A 16,809-nucleotide genomic window follows, 5' to 3' on the forward strand; every position below is an offset into this window, starting at 1 on the left:
ATCCATCGCTGTCGGGCAAGGTTATTTTGGGTTTATAATTCTTTACAAGTATGCTACAAAGTTGAACCAAAAGGAATTTTGAGCGCCCTACATCACCACTACTTAAAACTTAAAGTGTTTTATTATAGCCATTTAATATGAATAAAACACCGGATTGCACCACTACAGCGGGCAACTGCGTCATTTAAATAATAAGTTGATAGTATGTTTAAAACCGAAGGCGCATTAATCCAGATAAACGGCTTTGCAATATTGATATGGGTAGTGGTAATGTAGTGCTTTTCAAATAGCAGCGCCAAATAATAATAATGACTTTTGTTTGAGTTTAAAACGCGTCTATCTTTAAGTTTCTTAACACGTATTTCAATTTTTGATTGCTCCTGATATATGATGAACAACGCATTTAGGTTTTTATTGATGGCGATGCTACTGCCTGCCATGGGCTTGGCTCAAAATATAAAAGTAGTTACCAACCAGGTAGGTTATGAGGATACACAGGCAAAAAAAGCCATTATAGTTACTGATAAGCGGTATTCCATCAATTCGTTTACATTGGTAGATGAGGCTGATAAAACAGTTTATAATGCAAAAGCCATTTACAGCGGCAAAGTTAAGGGATGGAAAGGCCGGGAATTTTACACGCTTGATTTTAGCGCCTTTAATACGGATGGCGTTTTTAAAATCGTGGTAAACGTTCAGGGTAAAAAGATTTCCTCTTACCCTTTTAAAATTGGTAAGAACGTATTGGAACAGGCTACCATGAGCGATGTAGTTTATTACTTTAAAGGGCAACGCAGCGCGGGTGAAATTGACAGGGCAGATCATCACCTGTTATTAGCCGGGCTTACCAAAGATACCATTGACGCGCATGGTGGTTGGTACGATGCTACCGGCGATTACGGTAAACACCTGTCTCACCTGTCTTTTTCACTTTATTTTAACCCACAGCAAATTCCCCTGGTGGTTTGGAGCCTGTTTAAAACCAACGAATTGCTCAATAAAAAAACCGTTACCGATTTCAGGCAGATCAACCGCCGGGTATTGGATGAAGCCATTTATGGTGCCGATTATTTAGTTAGAATGCAGGCTAAAAACGGATCGTTTTACCGGTCGGTATCAGCGCCTGGTCCGGGTAAGCTGGCTAAGGATAGGGTGATCCGTGCCGAGGACGCTTCTTATCGTATCAAACAAACCAAAGATCAAACCTTAAAAAACGACGCCCAAAACAGCGATTGGCATCGCTACCAGGCAAGTTACCGCTCGGGCGGCGGCATGGCTATAGCAGCGCTGGCTATGGCCTCAACCTCAAAAGCCAGCGGCGATTTTAGTAACGCTCAATACCTTCAGGCTGCCGAAAATGCTTTTAAATTTCTGGAGGCCAATAATAAACTCATGACTTTTGATGGGAAGGAAAATATCCTTGATGATTATTGTGCCTTAAGTGCCGCTACTGAGTTATACAAAGCCAGCAACAAGCCCGAATATTTAACCGCCGCTACCCAGCGTGCCAATAACCTATTAGGCAGGTTATCATCTTGGAGCAATTATAAAAATTACTGGCGGGCCGATAGTACGGACAGGCCATTCTTCCATCCATCAGATGCGGGTCTGCCTGTTACCAGTCTTATTTATTATTATCCTTACGCCGACGAGAAAATGAAAGCGGATATTAAAAAAGCTATCAGAAGCTCGCTTGAATTTGAGTTGAAGCTAACGCGTGAAGTAAATAACCCATTTGGTTACAGCCGCCAACTGGTGCAGGATACGTTGGGTAAAAGGCGCACGTCGTTTTTCTTCCCGCAGGGTAGCGATGCTTCGCCATGGTGGCAGGGAGAGAACGCGCGCTTATCATCAATGGCCACAGCCGCGCGCCTTGCAGCCGGCTTATTCACAGATGATAAGCCATTCCATGATCAGTTAGAAGGTTTCGCTATCGATCAGCTTAACTGGGTTTTGGGTTTAAACCCTTTTGATGCCAGTATGCTTCAAGGCACCGGGCACAACAACCCGGCCTACGGTTTCTTTGGTACTTTTGAGTATACCAACGCGCCGGGCGGCATTGTAAACGGTATTACATCGGGCCTCAATGATGAAAATGATATCGACTTTAACTTATCCTACGCCCAAATCCATAAAGATTACGACTGGCGCTGGGCCGAACAATGGCTGCCTCATACCGCGTGGTACCTGTTAGCCGTTGCCTTGCACGAATAACCAATTCAAAACATTATGAAACCTATCCCGAAAATATTTTCATTGTTCTGCCTGCTGTGTATAACACATTTGGCATCGGCACAAATAAACCGTACTACGCTTGCCACAGGCAGCGCGGCCCCCGATTTTAATTTGCCGGGTATCAATGGTAAAAACTATACGTTGCAGTCTTTTAAAGATGCTAAAATACTGGCTATTGTTTTCATCTGTAACCATTGTCCCACATCACAGGCTTATGAGGATAGGTTGATAAAACTAACCAATGATTATGCCGGCAAAGGTGTTAGCGTGGTAGCTATCAACCCCAATAACCCCGCCTCCCTGCGTTTGGATGAATTGGGATACAGCGATGTGGGCGATTCATTTGAAGATATGAAAATCCGCGCCAAAGACCGTCATTTTAACTTCCCATACCTGTATGATGGCGAAACAGAAATTACATCTACCAAATACGGCCCGGTTGCTACGCCTCATATTTTCATCTTTGATCAAAACAGAAAACTGCGCTACAATGGCAGGATAGATGATATGGAAAATCCTGCCAAAACACCCAAATCATTGGATGCCCGTAACGCTATTGATGCCTTGCTGGCAGGCAAAGAAGTAATTACGCCGGTTACCAAAACCTTTGGCTGCTCCATAAAATGGGCCGAAAAACAGGACTGGATCAAAAAAGCCGCCGTCACCTGGGCAAATGAACCTGTAAAGCTGGATACAGTCGATGCCGCCGGTATTACCAACCTCATCAAAAACAAAACAGACAAACTGAGGCTCATCAACCTTTGGGCTACCTGGTGCGGTCCCTGCGTCGCCGAATTTCCGGACCTGGTTACCGTAATGCACCTATACCGGGATCGTGGCCTTGAGTTTGTAAGTATCAGCGCTGATGATCCCGCCCGTAAAGATAAAGCAATCAGCTTTCTTAAAAGCAAACAAGCATCTGGCCCTAATTATCTGTACACCGGCGACGATAAATACAAAATGATTGAGGCTGTTGATCCCAAATGGGATGGCGCTTTGCCTTACACCATGCTGGTTAACCCCGATGGTAAAGTTGTTTACCGGCACCAGGGACCTATTGATATTGAAGAATTAAAGAAAGTGATTTTTAATGATGATACGATGGGGAGGATTTATAAGTAATCGACGGGCGAAAGACTTGAAGGTAATCGACGAATGATAGACTTCCGAAGTTTTCAAAACTTCGGAAGTCTGGTTTTTGTCTCGTAATAAGCCGATAGTTTTTTGCATTCTATCTGTTTGCTTCCTAATACTTCCCATTCCCCGATAATATCATCGATGCCAGCTGCTCATCCCGGCCATAAATATCTTTACGGAAATTCAATAGGTTGTTCCTATCGGTAAAGGCGGTAAAATAAGCAATAAATACAGGCACCTTTTGTTTAAGAGTTACGGTTTGCTCTTTACCCAGGTGCATGGCTTTGCTGATTTTAGCCGCGGTCCAGGTACTATCATATTTGAGTAGGAAGGAGGCCAGTTTAGCCGGTTCGCCAACACGGATGCAGCCGTGACTGAAAGCCCGTGAGGATTCGCCGAATAATGATCTCGACGGGGTATCGTGCAGGTAAATACTATAGCTGTTGGGGAACAAAAACTTAACCAGGCCCAATGAATTTGCAGGCCCCGGTTTTTGTTTGATCACCGGCAAGCCATTCTCTTTTCCCGTGATAACCATATTATGCTCATTCACATAATTGCGGTTATGCCGCATGGCAGGTAACACTTCATTGCGTACAATACTCTCGGGCAAGTTCCAGTACGGACTAAATACTACATACTGCATTTGCCCGTAGAATATCACCGTTTGGTGTACCTTTTGGCCAACCACCACATTGCAACTCCATAGCAAACTATCGGCATGGTAAACATGTAGTTTAAATTCAGGAATATTTACGGCAAGGTAATCGGTGCTCAGGCTAACCGGTAGCCAGCGGCAACGTTCCATGTTTACGATGATTTGCCTGATGCGGGTTTTTAAGGGTACATTCATTTCGGCAATAGTGCCCGGTCCCGGCAGTCCATCCACTGCTAATCCATATCGCTGCTGAAACTGTTTTAAGGCATTTTGTAAATCAGCATCGAATACTTTACTGCTGGTATCGCCCTTAAAATCCCCTAATTTATACAGCCTTGTTTTGAGTTTGGAAATTACTGCCGACGAATCGCCCGGTTTAATCCCTTTTGCCGATGGAATTGCCGTCCACTTTTCTTTAGCATCCAAAGCCCGGTATTTAGCCAGGAAGTTTTTAAGTAAACCATACTGCCGGTAAACAGGTTCGGTTAATGAACTGTCTGATTTGCCTTTTTGCTTTAGCAACGTATCCAGATAGTCGTCATAAGCGATCTTTTTCCTGGGCAAAAACCAGTTTACTGCTTTGCTGGTGGAATCGCTCATACCCTGAAAAGTTAATTTCGAAAATACAAAGTATTGCGCCGTAAGCATCAATTCCGTGTTGATGTTAGGTTTAGGGTTTGCTGCTTTTGGGTCAGCCTCAAAAGTTAACGAGTCTAAAGATTTTGGGTAGGGGATGGCTTTAAATACACCTTCGTTTTGCAGGTTGTTTAACCTATCGGCAAGGTTACCCGCCTGTTCAATTAATTTTCCATCGGCGTACCAGGCATAGGCAAACTTGCGCTTACTATAAAAAAGGTTGATGTCTTTAACATAGGGGCCAAAGTCGGGATATTTTTTTAGGAAGACCACCAGCTGCGAGCTGTCAAAAACAGCCTTCGTTTGGTCGCTAAAACTACCGGGGATAGTTTTGGTCCATTCTTTAGCGGCTTTCTTTTTCAGCGAATCGGCTTTTGATTGCTTGTTTGGCGTAGCGTTTTGCTTACAACCAAACGCGGTTAAAAGGATAAGTGCGGTTAATAAGATATATGGTGTTTTCTTCATAGTTCTATTTGGTCGGGAGCTCTTTTTTTGTAGAGACGCAAAATTTTGCGTCTCCAACTATACAGAGTGCACTTGTAAGACGAATATGCATGTTCGATTTACCTGCGAGAGACGCAATATTTCGCGTCTCTACATTGAAAATAAAAATATTTTAAATAAAGTATACTAAGTTTATAGACTTCATAGTATATTTGTTTCATTAAATCAAAAACATGTTAACAAGCACGCCAAAATATACATCAAAAAATACTTTAAATCGCTATGATTTTAAAGGGATGATGTGCATGTGCTGCTGTTGTTGAGTAACCTCTTACTCCAACCTATAATCAACCAAAAAGTTTACTGACCTTGTTATTTAATATATTTTATGAACCTTTATCTGTCAACTAAAACCAATAGGGCATCTGCGCTTTGGATGCTGCATTACAGCCAGGTAATTTATGGATTATGCCGTTGTTGAGGCCGGAGTATTAGTCATCGCCCCCAAAAATAATCCACATACCATTACCAAATACATCATGTTAACTACCAATAATAAATACCCGTTTTTTGATCTTTCAGAAATTGTTGCTGATAACGATATCCCTTTTAAACCTTACAAGGCTCTTAAACCTATTAAAGCCGGCAATTATATTCCCGATCTTAAATTTTTGAATGATTACACTCGCTGGCAGTCATTTTTTAATGGCGCGCAAACTCATGGTCCGGTGTCTTTAAGACAATTTCTTAACAAGCCGCTGGTTATCGCCTTTTATTCTCGTCACTGGGGCCAGCATGGGCTTGATCAGTTAAAACAACTCAACAACATCCAACAGGAAATAAAAGCCAATGGCGGTAATTTGCTTATCATCAGTGATGAACGTACCGATGAGTTGGCCAAAAAAGCCTGGGAAAATAGCTATACGCTGAATTTTTATCACGATGAGGAAAAAAATATAGCGCAAACTTTTAGGGTTTACTCTGATCATGATCCGGTTTGGAACAGGTTTTCGGGTATTGATGTGAACGCGCCTTTGTTGGCCACTTATATTATTGACGCCAATAAGCAGGTGATCTATAATCATATCGACTATGATTTTTTAGGAACTTTTGACGCTGAGGATGTAATATCATCAGTTTATGAGTCTTCATTAATTACCAACAGCAGGAAATCTGCTTAGGCACAATTTACCCTACATCTAAAAAGTAAAGCTATGTCAAACACAATTTTAGAACTTGAAAAGGTAAAGACCCGGGTACATCAACAGGTACTTGCGGCCAATAACGAGTACGTAAAGCATTTTGGCGATAAGGGTGAATTAACCATACCGCCGGCGCGTCAGTTTGCCATTTTAACCTGTATGGATGCCCGGCTCGACCCGGCAAAATATGCAGGCCTTGCAGAAGGTGATGCACACGTAATTCGTAATGCCGGTGGCCGCGCGAGCGATGATGCTATCCGGTCGCTGGTGATCTCTCATAAATTATTAGGGACTAAGGAGTGGTTTGTAATTCACCATACCGATTGCGGGATGGGATTGTTTACCGATAGCATTATCCGCGATTTATTATCAACCAGTTTGGCAACCGCTACAGTTGATGAACACGGCTGGCGCAATACCGAAGAAGAAGGCGGATCTGACGAAGCCAATCATATCGCGTTCCTTACTTTCAGAAACCTGGAAGCCAGTGTTGTTGAAGATGTAGAACGCATCAGGCATCATCCTTTGGTAGCCGGTAATATTCCTATTTATGGTTACGTGTATGACGTGCGCAGCGGTAAATTAATTGAAGTTGCAGCTGCTACGCATGCCGGCGAGGTTTTAAATTAAAGCAGATAGCCTTAAAAACTGTTAATTTGAATACCTTAGAGGTACAGAAACCTCTTGAACTTATACATGAAGCTTGAAAAGCGCGACTATGATGCCATTGTAATTGGAGCAGGCCCCAACGGGTTAGCCGCCGCTATTTTAATGCAACAACAAGGTTTAGCTGTTTTGCTCATTGAAGGTAAAAATGAGATAGGAGGAGGGCTGCGTACTGCCGAACTTACCCTGCCTGGGTTTAAGCACGATATATGCTCGGCCGTTCACCCGCTTGCCGCCGCTTCGCCATTTTTTGAAACTTTGCCGCTTGAACAGCATGGCCTCGAATATATTTATCCGGAAATAGCAGCCGCACATCCCTTTGATGATGGTACGGCTGCTGTTTTGCTTCAATCCGTTGAAGAAACGGCGCGGCTGCTTGGTGCTGATGAACAGGCTTATCTTAACCTGATGAAGCCGGTGGTAAAAAACTGGCCGCTGATAGCGGCCGATGTACTTGGCCCGCTGCATTTTCCAAAACACCCTTTATTGATGGCGCAGTTTGGTTTGCCGGCACTAACGGCATCAACCATGCTGGCTAAAAAGTTTAAAACCACGGAAGGCAAAGGCCTGATAGCCGGTATGGCGGCACATTCCATCCAACCGTTAGATAATCTGGCTACATCAGCTATAGCTTTGGTGCTGATGGCGCAGGGACATTTGAAAGGATGGCCGGTACCCAAAGGTGGCTCGCAGCAAATAGCTAATTCTTTATCATCATATTTTACCTCGATCGGCGGTAAAATCCAGACCGGGTTTTATGTAGAGAATTTAAATCAGCTGCCATCCGCTCATGCTGTTTTGTTTGATGTAACACCAAAGCAACTGTTAAAAATAGCCGGGCATAAATTTTCATCTATCTACAAATGGCAGCTGGAGCGTTACCGTTACGGCGCAGGAGTATTTAAGGTTGATTGGGCCTTAGATGCCCCGATTTCTTTTAAAGCCGAAGCGGTTAAAAAAGCGGGTACAGTTCACCTTGGTAACACTTTTGATGAAATAGCCAATGGCGAGCAATTGATCTGGAACGGCGGTCACCCCGATAAACCTTACGTACTGCTGGCCCAGCAAAGTATGCTGGATAATACCCGAGCCCCCGAAGGCAAACACACAGCCTGGGCATATTGCCACGTACCCAATGGATCAACCAGGGACATGACCAGCATTATTGAGCGACAGGTTGAGCGTTTCGCCCCCGGTTTCCGTGATACCATTTTGGCTAAACACACCTTTAACACCCAACAGTTAGAAGAATATAACCCCAACTACATAGGCGGCGATATCAACGGCGGTGTAATTGACCTTGGGCAACTGTTTACCCGCCCGGTATTGCGGGCATCGCCCTATAAAACATCAGCAAAAGGTTTGTATATATGTTCCTCATCAACACCACCAGGAGGCGGGGTGCATGGCATGTGCGGGTGGCATGCGGCTAAGAGGGCGCTGAGGGATATTTGGGGGATAAGAATAAAGCCATTGTAAGCATCACAATGGCTTTATTCTTTTATTGTAAAATCCCGTCATTGCGAGGTACGAAGCAATCCCAAACTATACAGGGCGAACCTAAAAGGCTGCTCTACTAAACGGGGATTGCTTCGTGCCTCGCAATGACGTTGTGGGAAGGAACTCCGGGCCTCTACTACTTCAACTCCAGCGTAACCACCGATTTTGCCGGCAAGGTAACTACCAGTTTATCGCCATCTTTTTTAGCACCGGTAAAGTTTACCAGGTGTAGTTTGTTTGGATTGGCAAAAGTGTTGATATCAGTAATATTGGCCGATGTTAGTACCTGGCCGCTTACCGCGTTCCATTTTACGTCTTTTACATCCGTAGTGATGGTGATAGCGTTATGCAAATCAAGGTTTACCAACGAGATATGTACTTTGCCTTCGGCATCCTGTGAGGCCGAGGCATTTACAGCTTCTATCTTTTTACCGTCAACCTCGTAGTTAGGAGCATCTAATTTGATGGGCAGGTATTTGGCATCCTGGTGTACTTTGTACATATCAAAAATATGATAGGTTGGGGTAAGCACCATTTTTTCCTTATCGGTTAATATTAATGATTGTAAAACGTTTACTGTTTGGGCCAGGGCGGCCATGCGTACACGATCACTGTGGTTGTTGAATATATTAAGTGTTGTTCCCGCAATTAAAGCATCGCGCAGGCTGTTTTGCTGATACAGGAAACCTGGATTAGTGCCGGGTTCAGGATCGGTCCAAACACCCCACTCATCAACCACTAAAGCCACTTTTTTCTCAGGATCATATTTATCCATAATGGCCGAGTGTTTGGTAACCAGTTCTTCCATTTTAAGGCAGTTAACCATGGTGCCAAAATATTCTTTTTCGCTAAACTCGGTAGCCGAACCTTTTTTACCCCAGTTACCTGTAGGGATGGTATAATAATGCATTGATAAGCCCGACATCATCCAGTTGGGAATATTTTTCATACATACTTCTGTCCAGCGGTAATCATCAGCATTTGGGCCGCTGGCAATTTTTTTAAGGTGCGCGCCGGGGTAATCTTTAGCAAAAGCGGCATAGCGTTTAAACAGATCGGTATAATACTCTGGTGTCATATTGCCGCCACAGCCCCAGCTTTCATTACCCACGCCCCAAAAAGTTACTTTGTATGGCGCAGGATGGCCGTTTTTAGCGCGTTCCTGCACAACAGTGCTGGTACTGTTTGAGTTAAGATATTCAATCCATTTCGACATTTCTTCAACCGTACCGCTGCCTACGTTGCCGGCAATATAGGGTTCGCACTTTAACAGGTCGCAAAGTTCTAAAAACTCGTGGGTGCCAAAGCTGTTATCTTCCGTAACGCCACCCCAGTTGGTATTTACCATACGGGGGCGCGATGCTGTAGCGCCAATGCCATCGCGCCAGTGGTACTCATCGGCAAAACAGCCGCCCGGCCACCGCAGGTTGGGGATCTTTATTTTTTTAAGCGCGTCAACCACATCAAGGCGAATGCGGTCCTGCTTTTTCACCGGTAATGTTTTATCAACCCAAAAGCCACCATAAATGCCATGGCCCAGGTGTTCGGCAAATTGACCGTAAATGTGTTTGCTGATGGTTGTTTTTGAATCGTTACTGATACTTAAAGTTGCGGTTTGGCTATAACCACGCGCCGAAATAAGGCATAGCGCGGCAATGCCGAGCGAGGAGAGCAAATTTCTTTTCATATTGGAAACTGGTTTATGCAGTAAAGAAAAGAAAAATAAATTAATAAGTGTTATTTTAACAATAAAAAAATGAAATTTTGGCCGGCGTTTTCACCCGGCGAACCAAATACCGTCGTTAAAGGAAAGGTGGTACGGTGAAAACATCGATCACAAACTGAATATCAACAATATCGTATTCCAGTCGATGTATGCGTCCCTCGTTTTTAGTTTAATACGCTCATATTATCGCATACACCATCTTCATTTGTCGCAATTACACCGCCCATAATTGTTTGATGATGCCGATATTGCAATAAAAAAAGCTATGAGAAAGTTGATCGTTATATCCATGATTTCTCTTGATGGGGTTATGCAGGCACCCGGTGGCCCCCAGGAAGATACTTCGGGCGGTTTTGAGTTCGGCGGCTGGGTGGCACCTTTTGGTGATGAAGAGTCTGGAAAAGCTATGCTGGAAAAAATGAAACCCACCGACCTGTTGCTCGGTCGTAAAACCTTCGATATATGGGAACCTTATTGGCCTGCACACACGGCCTACTGGCCGGGTATTAATGAGGTTACCAAATATGTACTATCAACCACCCGTACCCAATCTGATTGGCAAAATACCGTATTCCTGCAAAACGTAGATGACATCCGCGCGCTCAAAAATACGGGCGACGCTGATATTAAGATATGGGGCAGTTCAGAACTGGTTCAATTACTTTTGCAACACGACTTAGTAGATGAGCTTTCACTCATCATCCACCCGGTAATACTTGGCAAAGGCAAAAAGATATTTGGCGATGACGCTTTCCCGAGAACGTTTACCTTAACATCAAGCATCACCACAACAACTGGAGTAATCTTTGCCGATTATCAACGCGCCGGGGACATAGTAACGGGAACAGCCGGGCCGGATTGATAACATAATTTTTAAGTGGTTGAATAATAGTATGTTATTGCTCTTGTCGATGATGCAGGGTAAGAGGGCAACTTTTACCGCAGTCCGACACGTCGAACAGTTTGGTATTAATGTTGTGGCTGCGCCGGTTGAGGAATATTGGTTTTCATTTTAACCGGCCTAATCAATGTTGAGAAAGTTAGGGAACCCATCTTCCATTTTCCATCCTCTTTTAAATAAACCTCCGTTACCATAAAAGCGTGAACCACCTCGTTGCCTCCAACTACGGCCAACAGGTCAATGTCATTTAATAAAATGGCTGTATTTCCAAAAACATTTACAGATGCTCCATATACTTCAGCTTGTTTATACCAGATAAAGCCGCCTTTAATCGTATTCAGCTCCTGGGTCTTACCCCAACTGCCGCCCATGTGCACAAAAACGCACTTTTCTGTAAACAGGGTATTTAGTTCGTCTGTTTTTTTGTCGGCCATCCATGTCCATTTGTTTTTGGAAAGGTCGAGTAGTTCCTGTTCCTCTTTGGTTGGAGTTTTTGCCACGCTGGGTAAATTGGCCTGGGCAAAACATAAGCGAATACAAGAAACAAGTAGCAGAAGCGTAATAAGTGTTTTTTTCATAATCTGTATATTTAAGTTTTAAAAATTGGGTGTTTTTTTACCTTCTATGATATTATAGCCGAACTGAAATTAAACCCGCCAATAGTTTGTGGCTATTTGCGGCCAAGCAATTTTTGCGCATCGGCAGAATAGCGATGGCCGGAAATCTCAATTTCGTTCAAAGCTGCTTGTATGGTACTTAGATCGGCATCGCATAAAGAAATGTTTGCCCCGCCGAGGTTTTCCTCTAAACGATGAAGTTTAGTAGTCCCCGGAATTGGTACGATCCAAGGCTTTTGTGCAAGTAACCAGGCCAAAGCGATCTGCGCAGGTGTCGCGCTTTTAGCAGCAGCGATCAGCGTCAATTTCTCAACTAATACCTGGTTTGCTTTTCTGTTCTCTTCCGAAAAACGTGGCACCGTATTGCGAAAATCCGTTTTGTCGAAAGAGGTATTCTCGTTGATTGCCCCGGTCAAAAAACCTTTACCCAGCGGACTGAAAGGAACAAACCCTATACCCAGTTCTTCAAGCGTTGGCAAAATCTCCGCTTCAGGTTCGCGCCACCATAAGGAATATTCGCTTTGAAGGGCTGCTACAGGTTGCACGGCATGTGCTTTCCTGATCGAATCCACACCTGCTTCCGAAAGGCCGAAATATTTCACTTTACCTTCGGCTATTAAATCCCTTACGGTGCCCGCCACATCTTCTATTGGAATATTCGGGTCTACCCGGTGTTGGTAAAGTAGATCTATCCGGTCGGTACGTAAACGTTTCAAGGCCGCCTCCGTTACTTCACGGATACGTTCGGGACGGCTATCGGTACCCAAATCAGGCCTCCCTTCTTTGAAACCGAATTTAGTAGCGATGACAACCTGGTCGCGATAAGGTGCTAAGGCTTCTCCCAATAATTCTTCATTATCGAATGGGCCGTAAGCTTCAGCGGTATCAAAAAAGGTTACGCCGCGTTCCACGGCAGCATGTAATAATTTGATGGCTTCACTTTTATCAGTTGCCGGACCGTAACCGAAGCTTAGCCCCATGCAACCGAAACCCAGTGTTGAAACTTCTAAGCCGCTTTTTCCTAATTGTCTTGTTTTCATGTTTTAGATAGATGATAATAATTAATCTTTTAATTCACGTTCGCCCAGCCATTTCACCATCTTCGGGTCACGATGATCAAAAAAGCTGCTGGCATTGGTATCAAGTGTTTTAATTTGCTCTATTTCTTCAGCAGTCAGTTTAAAATCAATACTGTTCAGGTTTTCTGCCATACGCTCTTTTTTAACCGATTTTGGGATAGCAACAACACCGCGTTGTGTAAGCCATCGTAGTACCACCTGCGCAATTGATTTGTTATACTTTTCACCGATACCTTTTAGCAGTTCATTGGTAAATATGCCGTTCTTACCTTCGGCAAATGGCCCCCACGATTCAATCTGCACATTATTTTCAACCATGAATTGCTGTGTATCAATTTGCTGATGGAAAGGATGCGTTTCTACCTGGTTTACAGCCGGAACAATTTCGTTATGGATAATCAAATCCATCAACCTGTTTGGTTGAAAATTGCTAATCCCAATCGCGCGGATCTTTCCCTCTTTATACAATTCTTCCAACGCCCGCCACTCACCGTACACGTCGCCATAAGGTTGATGAATAAGATATAAATCAAGATAATCCAATTGTAGTTTTTTTAGCGATTTCTCGAACGCCTTTTTAGCGCCTTCATAACCATTGGACTTGATAAATAATTTAGTGGTGATAAAAAGATCTTCTCTCGCTACGCCGCTCGCTTTAATCGCGTTACCTACGGCTTGCTCGTTCATATAAGACTCCGCGGTATCAATTAACCGGTAACCGGTTTCAATCGCGTCAATCACACTTCTTTCACATTCAGCCAAATCGGTAACCTGGAATACACCAAAGCCAAGGATGGGCATTTCAACACCGTTATTTAATTTTGCTATTTCCATTTTTACTTTTTTATTCGATAGTACAAAGTTCATAACTATCGCGTTAGCAAATAGGATACAGATTACGGAAGATTATACCATTTTTACCGATACACTTGATCATCGTAAGCTGTTGTAATATAAAGTGCTAATTTTGAGTAACAAAAGATCCGGATATGGGAGAGATGCTTAGGTTTAATACCATTAGCGAATACAACGCTTTCAATAACAATATTACTAAACACCCTTTGGTAAGCGTGGTGGATTTCACGAAGGCCGCACCCCGGCAGGGCAATAAAATGTATTTCGGCTTTTATACCATCTTTTTGAAGGATGTAAAATGTGGTGATATGGTATATGGCAGACATACATACGATTACCAGGAAGGCACGCTTGTATTTATGGCTCCCGGCCAGGTGGCAGGTGTGAACAGTAATGGTGAATTTTACCAGCCCAAAGGCCATGGCCTTGTTTTTCATCCGGATTTGATTCATGGAACTTCACTTGGCAGACATATTGCCGACTATAGTTTTTTCGGCTACCAGTCAAATGAAGGATTGCATTTATCCGAAAAAGAGAGGAATACGATCCTGGACTGTATGAACAAAATTGATGATGAACTGGATCAGTCTATCGATAAGCATAGCAAGCGGCTCATTGTAGCCAATATCGAACTTTTGCTTGATTATTGCGTCCGCTTTTACGACAGGCAATTTATTACCCGCGATCATTTGAATAGTGGAATACTCGAAAAATTTGAAAAAATCCTCAACACTTACTTTGAAACCGATAAGCCGCAAACCATTGGTTTGCCATCGGTAGGCTATTGCGCGGAAGAACTATATCTTTCGGCCAATTATTTTGGTGACCTGGTGAAAAAGGAAACCGGCAAAACCGCTTCCGAATACATCCAGTCAAAACTAATTGATATTGCCAAAGAACGGATTTTTGACACGGGCAAAACTGTAAGCCAAATTGCTTACGACCTGGGTTTTAAATACCCGCAACATTTTGCCAGGCTGTTTAAGCAAAAAGTGGGTCAGTCACCGTTGGAATACCGCTCGGCTAATTAGTATAACCCCGGTTTAATCATCCTATATTGATTGGTACCCCTCTTTATTAAGTATTTTTCCTGCGACTTGGCGAAAAATATAATGCGCCTATCATGGCAAAAAGCACATAATAAAACCGGCATTTAAACGGATGGTGCAATCGCTTAAGATACTGTTGATTGCGTTACTATCTTTTTCCTCGATTTAAGTTTTATCAATTGATAAAGCACCCCGACTACAAATAGTAATACCAATATCATCAGTCCCGTTTTGGCAATAGGATCATTAGGGCCGGCTGCCAAAGGGTGGGAGATAGGTAATCTGGTTAAAGTTTCAATAGTAGCCGGAATCATGGAAAAAAACAATGTTGCCGACATTACAATGGTTTGGATATGCTCTGCCTTCCGGCCAAAAAAAACAATTGATTTGGCAAAAACTCCGATAGGTAATAATAGCAAAACAATAACAGCTAAACCATGCCCCGCGCTAAAATGGCCGGTTTTCATAATAGGGAAAGCTGTAAGGCAAGCTACCAATGTTAACGCTACATAAGTTTTACCCGCGCCGGTTTTAGGATCAATTTTGCCGGAACGGAATAATGCATACAATGCGGTAAGTACTGCTAAAATACTAATGGATGTGTGGAAGATACCAAGGGGGGAAAGGTGGTTAGGCATGATGTAAGTTTTAAGGTAAAAGTTTTTATTGCAGTGTTAAAACCGCTGTTTGCCCTAATATACAAAAATGCCGCTTAAATTATTCGTTTAATGTTTAAAACGCTGTAAAAATATTATTTCAATGCCTTGGCAATAGCTTCTTCGGTAACCTTAGCCATTATTTGATAGCCTGCAACGTTGGGGTGTACACCGTCGATGGTTAATTCGGGTCTTTGGCCATTGCGCTCATCTGCAAGCGGTGTAAAGTAATCTAACAGGGTAAAGTTATTGGCTGTCGCGTATGCTTTAATTTGCTTATTTAGTGAGATGATCTTTTCGGCAGGTTTCAAACCTTTGCGCCAAGGGTAATCAAAAACCGGCAGGTATGCACATAAAATAACCTTAATGCCATGTAGTTTAGCTAACTCGGCCATCGATTTTATATTATCCATAATAGTTTCATTACTCACGTGCCCGGTATTAGCGGCAATATCATTACTGCCTGCAAGAATGATCACCGCCCTGGGTTTCAGATCGATAACATCCTGCCTGAAACGGATTAATAACTGCGGGGATATTTGCCCGGCAATGCCCCTGTCAAGATAGGGGCGGTTCTTAAAAAATTCCGGCACTTTCATTTTCCAAAATTCAAAGATAGAACTGCCTAAAAATACTACTCGTTTTTCGCTTGGTTTTGGGTCTCCTAATTGTTGATTCTCTTTTTTATAGTGCGATAACGCTGCCCAATCATCCTTAAAATCTTCTTTTACCGTATCCGTTTTGGTTTGCGCATTCAGGTTAATCATCAAAAAGATCAATGCAGATAACAAAAGTGTACGTTTCATGGGCTTATTTTTAGGTAAAGGCAAAAATAGCCGACTTTATCACTTTGGCAACATCATCATAACATATTTACAATAGCGCTATTGTATAAATTTATTTTTAGATATTTTAACTATTAATATAAAACTTTTAGTAGATGTGGATGTTATTGTTAATATATCTTCCCAATATGAAAGCTTTTAATGAACATGAATCAGTGATCTATACCGATGCCGAAGGCAGGTTGATAGATACCTTTGTTGTATTTGATACAGACATCGCAGCCGGCTTAACGCATATTAATCACATGGATTTAAAAGTTCCGACTGAAAGTTTGCAATTACACCCTGCATCGATAGCTAAATACAATTTGCCAATGCAGGATGCTTTTAGTTTCGAGATATTTAAAAAATTGAAAGCCAAATACGAAGAAGCCAGCGTACCAACTGTTAAACGTACATTAACAGTTGAACCAGGTTATAAACTGGCCAAAGCGTCTTAAACAACCGTTTCACACACCGATGTTAAAAAGCTCCGTTCGATGTAAGTTGAACGGAGCTTTTTTGTGATCCAGAAAAAATAGTGCTGTCGCGCTTATTCTCCTGCGATTAGCAGAATATTATGATGAGTAAAATCAATGTAGTTTGGTAGCAAGTTAAAATTAG

Annotated in this window: 15 protein-coding genes; 8 read left to right on the plus strand and 7 right to left on the minus strand. The window is 42.8% G+C overall.

Annotation, left to right across the window (positions count from 1 at the left end; all coding sequences use genetic code 11):
- Positions 1 to 387 precede the first annotated feature (387 nt).
- Both QWZ17_RS20095 and QWZ17_RS20100 read left to right on the plus strand, forming a co-directional pair.
- On the plus strand, positions 388 to 2,214 hold the full coding sequence (locus tag QWZ17_RS20095; protein WP_290307094.1) for a glycoside hydrolase family 9 protein: 1,827 nt from the start codon (positions 388 to 390) through the stop codon (positions 2,212 to 2,214).
- A gap of 15 nt (positions 2,215 to 2,229) precedes the next feature.
- Positions 2,230 to 3,357, plus strand: coding sequence for a redoxin family protein (locus QWZ17_RS20100; protein ID WP_290307095.1), 1,128 nt, complete (start codon positions 2,230 to 2,232; stop codon positions 3,355 to 3,357).
- A gap of 124 nt (positions 3,358 to 3,481) precedes the next feature.
- Here QWZ17_RS20100 and QWZ17_RS20105 read toward each other — a convergent pair whose 3' ends face one another.
- Positions 3,482 to 5,131 (minus strand): L,D-transpeptidase family protein, encoded by a 1,650-nt coding sequence (locus QWZ17_RS20105; protein ID WP_290307096.1) that lies wholly within the window; start codon positions 5,129 to 5,131, stop codon positions 3,482 to 3,484.
- Positions 5,132 to 5,571: 440 nt separating this feature from the next.
- On the opposite strand from QWZ17_RS20105, the gene QWZ17_RS20110 reads away from it, so the two are divergent.
- From QWZ17_RS20110 to QWZ17_RS20120, 3 genes are all read left to right on the plus strand, one after another.
- Positions 5,572 to 6,291, plus strand: coding sequence for a redoxin domain-containing protein (locus QWZ17_RS20110; protein WP_290307097.1), 720 nt, complete (start codon positions 5,572 to 5,574; stop codon positions 6,289 to 6,291).
- Positions 6,292 to 6,324: 33 nt separating this feature from the next.
- Positions 6,325 to 6,942: a beta-class carbonic anhydrase gene (locus QWZ17_RS20115; protein ID WP_290307098.1), complete on the plus strand. Its 618-nt coding sequence runs from the start codon at positions 6,325 to 6,327 to the stop codon at positions 6,940 to 6,942.
- A 66-nt stretch (positions 6,943 to 7,008) separates the two neighbouring features.
- Positions 7,009 to 8,457, plus strand: a complete 1,449-nt coding sequence (locus QWZ17_RS20120; RefSeq protein WP_290307099.1) for a phytoene desaturase family protein — start codon at positions 7,009 to 7,011, stop codon at positions 8,455 to 8,457.
- Positions 8,458 to 8,614: 157 nt separating this feature from the next.
- Here the strand turns inward: QWZ17_RS20120 and QWZ17_RS20125 are convergent, their stop codons facing one another.
- On the minus strand, positions 8,615 to 10,165 hold the full coding sequence (locus QWZ17_RS20125; RefSeq protein WP_290307100.1) for an alpha-N-arabinofuranosidase: 1,551 nt from the start codon (positions 10,163 to 10,165) through the stop codon (positions 8,615 to 8,617).
- A gap of 304 nt (positions 10,166 to 10,469) precedes the next feature.
- Here QWZ17_RS20125 and QWZ17_RS20130 point away from each other — a divergent pair, with 304 nt between their 5' ends.
- The gene (locus QWZ17_RS20130; RefSeq protein ID WP_290307101.1) at positions 10,470 to 11,066 is read left to right on the plus strand and encodes a dihydrofolate reductase family protein; all 597 of its coding nucleotides are present in this window, start codon (positions 10,470 to 10,472) and stop codon (positions 11,064 to 11,066) included.
- Positions 11,067 to 11,173: 107 nt separating this feature from the next.
- Here QWZ17_RS20130 and QWZ17_RS20135 read toward each other — a convergent pair whose 3' ends face one another.
- From QWZ17_RS20135 to QWZ17_RS20145, 3 genes are all read right to left on the minus strand, one after another.
- Positions 11,174 to 11,683 (minus strand): nuclear transport factor 2 family protein, encoded by a 510-nt coding sequence (locus tag QWZ17_RS20135; protein ID WP_290307102.1) that lies wholly within the window; start codon positions 11,681 to 11,683, stop codon positions 11,174 to 11,176.
- A gap of 92 nt (positions 11,684 to 11,775) precedes the next feature.
- Positions 11,776 to 12,762, minus strand: a complete 987-nt coding sequence (locus QWZ17_RS20140; RefSeq protein ID WP_290307103.1) for an aldo/keto reductase — start codon at positions 12,760 to 12,762, stop codon at positions 11,776 to 11,778.
- 21 nt (positions 12,763 to 12,783) lie between these two features.
- Positions 12,784 to 13,635, minus strand: a complete 852-nt coding sequence (locus QWZ17_RS20145; RefSeq protein WP_290307104.1) for an aldo/keto reductase — start codon at positions 13,633 to 13,635, stop codon at positions 12,784 to 12,786.
- Positions 13,636 to 13,790: 155 nt separating this feature from the next.
- Here QWZ17_RS20145 and QWZ17_RS20150 point away from each other — a divergent pair, with 155 nt between their 5' ends.
- A complete protein-coding gene (locus QWZ17_RS20150; protein ID WP_290307105.1) occupies positions 13,791 to 14,687 on the plus strand; it encodes a helix-turn-helix domain-containing protein in 897 nt (298 codons plus the stop codon).
- A 143-nt stretch (positions 14,688 to 14,830) separates the two neighbouring features.
- On the opposite strand, the gene QWZ17_RS20155 is transcribed toward QWZ17_RS20150, so the two are convergent.
- A complete protein-coding gene (locus QWZ17_RS20155) occupies positions 14,831 to 15,343 on the minus strand; it encodes a DUF2306 domain-containing protein (protein ID WP_290307106.1) in 513 nt (170 codons plus the stop codon).
- 113 nt (positions 15,344 to 15,456) lie between these two features.
- A complete protein-coding gene (locus QWZ17_RS20160; protein ID WP_290307107.1) occupies positions 15,457 to 16,167 on the minus strand; it encodes an SGNH/GDSL hydrolase family protein in 711 nt (236 codons plus the stop codon).
- A 167-nt stretch (positions 16,168 to 16,334) separates the two neighbouring features.
- On the opposite strand from QWZ17_RS20160, the gene QWZ17_RS20165 reads away from it, so the two are divergent.
- The gene (locus QWZ17_RS20165) at positions 16,335 to 16,646 is read left to right on the plus strand and encodes a hypothetical protein (RefSeq protein WP_290307108.1); all 312 of its coding nucleotides are present in this window, start codon (positions 16,335 to 16,337) and stop codon (positions 16,644 to 16,646) included.
- The last annotated feature ends 163 nt before the right edge of the window (positions 16,647 to 16,809 follow it).

The organism is Mucilaginibacter flavus (assembly GCF_030409315.1).
GTDB lineage: Bacteria > Bacteroidota > Bacteroidia > Sphingobacteriales > Sphingobacteriaceae > Mucilaginibacter > Mucilaginibacter flavus.